Annotated in this window: 6 protein-coding genes; all 6 read left to right on the plus strand. The window is 30.7% G+C overall.

All coding sequences use genetic code 11. The annotated features are described in order from the left end of the window. The first annotated feature begins 74 nt into the window (after window positions 1-74). Window positions 75-617, plus strand: a complete 543-nt coding sequence (locus VGE71_RS03020) for a DUF1599 domain-containing protein (RefSeq protein ID WP_331136971.1) — start codon at window positions 75-77, stop codon at window positions 615-617. 88 nt (window positions 618-705) lie between these two features. After that, window positions 706-1,806 carry a BT_3928 family protein gene (locus tag VGE71_RS03025; RefSeq protein ID WP_331136972.1) on the plus strand — a complete coding sequence of 367 codons (1,101 nt, stop codon included), beginning with the start codon at window positions 706-708 and terminating at the stop codon, window positions 1,804-1,806. A gap of 140 nt (window positions 1,807-1,946) precedes the next feature. Next, window positions 1,947-2,399: a hypothetical protein gene (locus VGE71_RS03030; protein ID WP_331136973.1), complete on the plus strand. Its 453-nt coding sequence runs from the start codon at window positions 1,947-1,949 to the stop codon at window positions 2,397-2,399. Window positions 2,400-2,429: 30 nt separating this feature from the next. Then, window positions 2,430-3,086, plus strand: coding sequence for an alpha/beta hydrolase (locus tag VGE71_RS03035; protein ID WP_331136974.1), 657 nt, complete (start codon window positions 2,430-2,432; stop codon window positions 3,084-3,086). A 302-nt stretch (window positions 3,087-3,388) separates the two neighbouring features. Next, the gene (locus VGE71_RS03040) at window positions 3,389-3,886 is read left to right on the plus strand and encodes a TlpA disulfide reductase family protein (protein ID WP_331136975.1); all 498 of its coding nucleotides are present in this window, start codon (window positions 3,389-3,391) and stop codon (window positions 3,884-3,886) included. A 96-nt stretch (window positions 3,887-3,982) separates the two neighbouring features. Then, on the plus strand, window positions 3,983-4,735 hold the full coding sequence (gene tpiA, locus VGE71_RS03045; RefSeq protein ID WP_331136976.1) for a triose-phosphate isomerase: 753 nt from the start codon (window positions 3,983-3,985) through the stop codon (window positions 4,733-4,735). Window positions 4,736-4,861 lie beyond the last annotated feature (126 nt).

Genomic DNA, 4,861 nt, shown 5'->3' on the forward strand with positions numbered 1-4,861 from the left:
TAATTTAAAGTTGAATCCTTTTAAAATTTATCCCTATTTTTGGGAAAATTTTAGACAAATATACATCAATAATAATGAAGAATACTTCTCAACAGTACGATAAGGTAATTGAATTTTGTCGTTCCTTATTCGTTAATAAAATGCAGGATTATGGCAGTGCGTGGCGCATTTTACGATTACCATCCCTGACTGATCAAATTTTTATCAAAGCGCAAAGAATTCGCAGTTTACAGGAAAACGAAGTTCGAAAAGTAGATGAAGATGAATCAAGCGAATTCATCGGAATTATCAATTATTCGATTATGGCTTTGATTCAATTAGAATTGGGCGTTGTAGATCAGCCCGATTTAAATGTTGAAAAAGCTACCGAATTATATGATGCGAAAGTAAAACTTACCAAAGATTTAATGGAGGCCAAAAATCACGATTACGGCGAAGCGTGGCGTGATATGCGTGTGAGTTCGCTGACAGATTTAATTTTGCAGAAATTACTACGCGTTAAACAGATTGAAGACAACAAAGGAAAAACTTTGGTTTCTGAAGGCATCGATGCCAACTATCAGGACATGATTAATTACTCTGTTTTTGCTTTAATACTTAATCCTATAAATAAATAAAAATTCAATTTTAAAATTCCAAATTCCAATACTAAGCTTGGAATTTGGGTTTTAAAAAATTGGAATTTTAAAATCAAATATATTCCCCATGAAAAATATCATTACTCAATTTTCCCGCTTATTTGTCGGTGTATTATTTATCATTTCTGGATTAATAAAACTGAACGACCCAGTTGGATTCTCTTATAAACTAGCAGAATATTTTAGTGAACCAGTTTTCAATATGCCTTTTTTAGAGCCTTTGGCATTAGGATTAGCAATCTTTTTGGTGATTTTAGAAGTAGTTTTAGGTGTGATGCTTTTAGTTGGTTATAAATCAAAATTAACCATTTGGGCATTGTTATTACTGATAGTTTTCTTCACTTTCCTTACTTTTTACTCGGCTTATTTTGATGTAGTAAAAGATTGCGGTTGTTTTGGAGATGCTTTACATTTAACACCTTGGCAATCTTTCACAAAAGATGTTGTTTTATTGTTCTTTATCCTGATTTTATTCATCAATAAAAAATTAGTAAAACCATTATTTTCAAAAACGGTTACCAATCTGGTTACTTTAATTAGTATTATTCTTTGTGTATTTATGGCAGTTTGGGTTTTAAATCACAATCCGATTAAAGATTTCCGTCCGTATAAAGTAGGAACGAACATTGAGAAGGGAATGGAAATTCCGGAAGGTGCTCCAAAATCTGTGGTTGAAATGATCTTTATTTACAAAGTAAATGGTGTTGAAAAAGAATTTACAGAGAAAGATCTAATGAATATTCCTGAAGGCGCTACTTTCGTTGATCGTAAAGACAAAGTAATTTCTGAAGGTTATGTGCCGCCAATTCACGATTTCACAATGACAAAAGATGATTCTGATTACAAAGAAGAATTGTTGAAAGAACCTAAATTATTGATATATGTAACTTACGATTTGAATTTATCAAATCCTGAAGGAATGAAAAAATTAGCTAAAGTTTCAACAGATGCAAAAGCTAAAGGATACAAAGTGATCGGAATGACTGCTTCTGGAGCTGATGAAATTGCTAAAGCTAAAAAACAATATAATTTAGATCTTGATTTTTATTTCTGTGACGGAACAGCTTTAAAAACAGTTGAAAGAGCAAATCCAAGTATTGTGGTTGTACAAAACGGAACTATTGTTCAAAAAGTACACTATAATGATGTTGATGATTTGAAATTATAACATCTCACTTAAAATCTCAAAGCGCCAATAAACAATATGTTTGTTGGCGCTTTTGTTTTTTAATATAATTTTCATCAAAACTTAATTTCGGATTGCGAAAAATAATCTTACATTTGATTCAAACCAAAAACTTATTTATCATGAAAAGAATACTGAAACTCTCATTACTTTTAGTTTTAATTGTTATAACAGGATGTGAATCTGGTTCTTTGTGTTCAACAGGTCCTGTTGGATTTGCTTTTGAATTTGTAGATAAAGAGTCCGGAGAAAATTTATTTGCTAATGGTACTCTTGATGCAAAAAAGCCCATAACCATAACAGATTTAAATGAAAACAAAACAATCCAGACTACTTACATGACCGCCGACAACTCAAATCTTCTTAACTTAGTTGTTGGATTTAATCCTGGAGTATATAAATACGCTGTAAAAATTGAAGACAAAAGTCTTTTCGAAATAACTGCTGTTACCCAAAAAGTAAAAGGAAAAGAATGTAGTAATACAGTACTAAAATCAGTTGAAATAAAAAATGTCGAATATAAACAAGATAACGAAACAGGCATTTATAAAATTTTCATTAATACCAAAAGCTGATTTTACTTCAAACTTAACCCCAAATAATTAATGAAAAAAAACCTTAAAGCATTTGTTTTCTCGCTTACCGTTTTAGTCAGTTCTTTGTGTTTTAGTCAGGCAAATAAAGACCAACGTTATATTTTCTTTTTACATAATAAATTCGTTGAAGAAAATCCTTTGAATGTTGCTCATTTGGAGTATGGAAAAGCAGAATACAATGAGATTTTAGCTTCTTTTAGAAAAGACCATTTTATTGTTTTTAGCGAAATTAGAAGTAAAAACACAAACGCTGCTAAATATGCCAAAAAAGTAGAAAAGCAAATAAAAGGATTAATAAGAAAAGGTGTTGAACCAAATCATATCACTGTAATAGGAACTTCAAAAGGCGGTTATATTGCACAATTCGTTTCGACGTATTTAGAAAATCCAAATGTTAATTTTGTTTTTATAGGTTGTTTTCAGGATTCTGATATTGAAAACATTCCCGAGATTAATTTCTGTGGTAATATTTTAACCATTTATGAAAAATCGGATATTTATGGTGTTTCAGCTATCAAAAGGAAGGAAATTTCTAAATGCGAAATAAATCATTTTAAGGAAATTGAATTAAATACCGGTCTAAAACATGGTTTTTTATATAAAGCTGGAGACAATTGGATTGCTCCAAGTAAAAAATGGGCAAACGGAAATTACGAGTTAAACTAACCTCATCAAAAAAGGTATAAAGCCTTCAATAATTTAAATTTATTGAAGGCTTTTTTGATTGAAATCTGACGTTTTTTTGCTTATTTTTTTTCCCTTAAATAAAAATTTTAATCGTTTTTCTAATCTCAAAAAATATCGATTTAAAAAAAGCACGATTTTATCCCTCTACTATTACGATTTCATTCCGCTTTTTCTAACCTAAAATCCCCGTTTTGTTACAAAATAAACGACTCTTCAAATTTTGTTAATCTGCATTTGGCTTTCAATTTGTTTGTTTAACTTTGTTGAAAATGATTATTTATATGAAACAAATTGCTTTAATCTTAATTGCATTTATTACTTTTTCATGTTCACAAGCTCAGAAAACAACTTTTTCTAAAGAAGCTTTATCAGAAAAATTATTAGGAACTGACAATAGTCAGACAGCTTTTAAAAACATCTTAAAAAAATACAAAGGAAAAACTTTATTAATTGAAGTTTGGGCTTCTTGGTGTGGCGACTGTGTAAAAGCAATGCCAAAATTAAAAGAATTGCAGGCTAACAATCCTGATGTTTCTTATCTGTTTATTTCGGCTGATAAAACGGCTGACAAATGGAAAGCCGGAATCGAAAAACACGAATTAAACAAAGGCGATCACTACATGATGAATGACGGAATGAAAGGTCTTTTCGGAAAAGCGATTGACTTAGACTGGATTCCGCGTTATATCGTTGTTGACAAAACAGGTAAAATCGTTTTGTACCGCGCTATAGAAACTGATTTTGAAAAAATCAACACTACTTTACAATCGTTGAAATAATTTTTCAATGTCAATGTCAAAAATCAATATCAATTAAAAATTGAACTTGACTTTAAATTCAAACAAAAAACAAAAAAATAATATAAAACTACCAAAATGAGAAAATCGATTGTTGCAGGAAACTGGAAAATGCATAAAAATGCTGCTCAAACTGAAGAATTATTAAACGAGTTAATTGCTAAAATTCCAGCAAAAACGAATGCACAAGTAATTGTAGCGCCAACTTTTGTAAACTTACAAGCTGCTGCTGCAAAATTAAAAAATACCACTATCGGAGTTTCTGCTCAAAACGTTCACCAGGCAGAAGGTGGCGCTTTTACAGGAGAAATTTCAGCAGATATGTTAACTAGCATTGGTGTAAACACAGTAATCTTAGGACATTCTGAAAGAAGAGCTATTTTTCACGAAACTGATGCTTTAATTGCTAATAAAGTAGATACTGCTTTAAAACATGATATGACTGTTATTTTCTGTTTTGGTGAAGAATTAAAAGACCGTCAGTCTGATAATCACTTCAACATTGTAGAAAACCAATTGCGTGATGGTGTTTTCCACATTGCAAAAGAATCATGGTCAAAAATGGTCTTAGCTTATGAGCCGGTTTGGGCTATCGGAACAGGTGAGACTGCTTCTCCAGAACAAGCTCAAGAAATGCACGAATTCATTAGAGAAACTATCCGTAAAGCTTTTGGAGCTGAAATCGCTGATGAAGTTTCTATTTTATACGGTGGTTCTGTAAAACCAGAAAACGCTAAAGAAATTTTCTCTAAACCAGACGTAGACGGTGGTTTAATTGGAGGTGCAGCTTTAAAAGCTGACGATTTCTTAGCTATTGTTACAGCTATCTAATTTTAGATTTTAGATTTTAGATTTTAGATTTTAGATTTTAGATTTTAGATTTTAGATTTTAGATTTTAGATTTTAGATTTTAGATTTTAGATTTTAGATTTTAGATTTTAGATTTTAGATTTTAGA

Source organism: Flavobacterium sp., assembly GCF_036405015.1.
Classification (GTDB): Bacteria; Bacteroidota; Bacteroidia; order Flavobacteriales; family Flavobacteriaceae; genus Flavobacterium.